Genomic DNA, 2,581 nt, shown 5'->3' on the forward strand with positions numbered 1-2,581 from the left:
CCTCCCCCTCGCTCCGCTTCCCCTCGTTCTGCTTCCTCTCGCTCCGCCGCCTCGACCACCCGGAACGTGCCGCCCGGATCCTCCTGCTCCCCGCGCTCCCCGAAGGCCAGCGGGAAGAGACTGTGCGCCCCGAACCCGACGTCGGCGAGCCACTCACCCCCGTCCCCCGTCCGTACCAGCAGCGCGAGATGGTCGTACGGGATCCCGAGCCGGCCCGCCTCGCCGAACACCCGCGCCGCGAGCAGCGTCACCTCGAAGCCCAGCGCCGTGAGCAACGCAGCGAACGCCCCGTTCAGCTCGTAACAGAACCCGCCCCTGCGCGCCCCGACCACCTTGTCCAGCAGCGGCTCCTCGTCGAGCACGATCTTCTCGCCGAGGTGGACCGAGAGATTCTCGAAGGGCACGGCCCGAAGATGACGCAGTTGCAGCTCGCGCAGTGCGTCGAGGGTGGGCCCTGCGGGGTACTCGGCCCCGATCCTGCGAAGGTAGGCATCGACCTGTGCGGAGTCCATGGCACCAGTCTCCCGCCACCCCGCTGGCCTCCCGCCGCCCCGCCGGTGTTTCACCGCTCCGCAGGGTCCCTGGTCACCCCGCCCAGGGCTGAGGCGCCAAGCGCCGAGTCCCCCGGTCCGTCACTCTCTCGCCACTCGCAGCCCCTGCGCCGCACCGGCGACGGCGATCGCCCCGTCCTCGTCGGTACGCAGCACCGTCGCGCCCCCGGCCCGCAGCGCCGCGAGCGTGCTCGGCGCCGGGTGGCCGTACAGGTTGTCCGCCCCCACCGAGATGAGCGCCAGCCGCGGCGCCACGGCACGTATGAGGTCCGGATCCTGGTAGGCCGAGCCGTGGTGTGCGACCTTCACCACGTCCACAGCTCCCAGCTCCGCGGCGGCCGGGGATCTCAACAACGCCCGCTGTGCCGTGGGTTCGAGATCGCCGAGTATCAGCAGGGTCAGTCCGGCCGACCGGACGAGCATGGTCACGCTTGCGTCGTTGGGTCCTTCTGGCGCCGGCCCGGTGCTCGGCGGCGGCCACAGCACCCGCCATGCCAGACGCCCCGTGCGCCGCTCCTCCCCCGCCAAGGCCCGCGTCACGGGAATACGCCGGGCCGCGGCCTGTCTCCGTACGAACTCGGCCTGGTCCACCGGCTCCTCAAACCCCGTGGTCTCGATCGCGCCCACCGACCGTCCGCGCAGTACGCCTGGCAGACCGGCCACATGATCGGCGTGGAAGTGAGTCAGCACGACGAGTGCAATTCTGGTGATGCCGAGCGCGCTCAGACAGCGGTCGACCAGCATGGGATCGGGTCCCGCGTCCACGACCACCCCCGTCCCGTCGCCCGCCGCGAGCACGGTCGCGTCTCCCTGTCCGACGTCGCACATCGCGAACCGCCAACCGGGCGGTGGCCACCCGGTGATCACCCTGGTCAGTGGTGGCGGCTGCACGACCACGAGCAGGAACACCACAAGGCCTGCCAGGCACATCCTGGGACGGCTCACGATCCGCCGCCCGACGAGGACGACCACCACCGTCACCATGGCGAGCAGCAGCGCACCCGTCCAGTTCCCCGGCCAGTCCACTCCCGCGCCGGGCATGGCAGCCCCCGTGCGCGCGATGTCCGCGATCCACCCTGTCGGCCAACTCGCGCATGACGCGAGGACCTTGGCGACCGGCATCGCCACGGGTGCCGTCGCCAGTGTGGCGAACCCGAGCACCGTGGCCGGTGCCACCGCGAACTCCGCCAGCAGGTTGCACGGCACCGCCACCAGGCTCACCCGCGCCGACAGCACCGCGACGACCGGGGCGCACACCGCCTGGGCGGCGGCAGCCGCGGCCAGCGCCTCCGCCGGGCCCGCCGGCACCCGACGCCGCTGGAGCGCGGCGCTCCACCGTGGGGCAAGGGTGAGCAGGGCACCGGTGGCGAGGACCGAGAGCAGGAACCCGTAGCTGCGGGCCAGCCACGGGTCGTACAGCACCAGCAGCAGAACCGCCGTGGCCAGCGCGGGAATCAGGGACCTGCGGCGCCCGGTCGCGATGGCCAGCAACGCGATCGAACCGCAGGCCGCGGCCCGCAGCACGCTCGGATCCGGCCGGCACACGATCACGAAACCCAGCGTCAGCGCGCCCCCGGCCAGCGCGGTCGCCCGCAACGGGATACCGAGCCGCGGCGCGAGCCCTCTGCGTTCGACGCGTTGGGCAAGCCCGGGCGGGCCGATGAACAGGGCGAGGAGGATGGTGAAGTTCGCCCCGCTGACGGCCAGGAGATGGGTGAGATCGGTCGCCTTGAAGGCCTCGTCCAACTCGACCGGCACCCGCGAGGTGTCGCCGACGACGAAGCCCGGCAGCAACGCCCGCGCGTCCGCGTCCAGCCCGTCCGTCGCCTCCCGCAGCCCGCTCCGCAGCCTCCCGGCGAACCGCTGCACCCCGGACGCCGCCCCGACGACCTCCGGCGGCCCGCCGCCCCGCACGCGCAGCACGGCGGCGATCCGGTCCCCACCGACCACGGCCGGCACGACCTGCGCGGCGACACGCACCCGCGTGGATGGAAGCAAGGACAGCCAGACCCCACGCTCGGAGCCCCCGC

2 protein-coding genes are annotated in these 2,581 nt (G+C 73.2%); both read right to left on the bottom strand.

The window, feature by feature from the left end; genetic code table 11:
* A partial coding sequence (locus tag FPZ41_RS46060; protein ID WP_194236461.1) for an arylamine N-acetyltransferase family protein occupies positions 1-512 on the bottom strand: 512 nt, incomplete at its 3' end.
* 120 nt (positions 513-632) lie between these two features.
* Positions 633-2,581: ComEC/Rec2 family competence protein (locus tag FPZ41_RS46065; RefSeq protein WP_152870817.1), on the bottom strand; the 1,949-nt coding region annotated here is incomplete at its 5' end.

Origin of the sequence: Streptomyces acidicola (genome assembly GCF_009377235.1) — a bacterium.
Lineage (GTDB): Bacteria > Actinomycetota > Actinomycetes > Streptomycetales > Streptomycetaceae > Streptomyces > Streptomyces acidicola.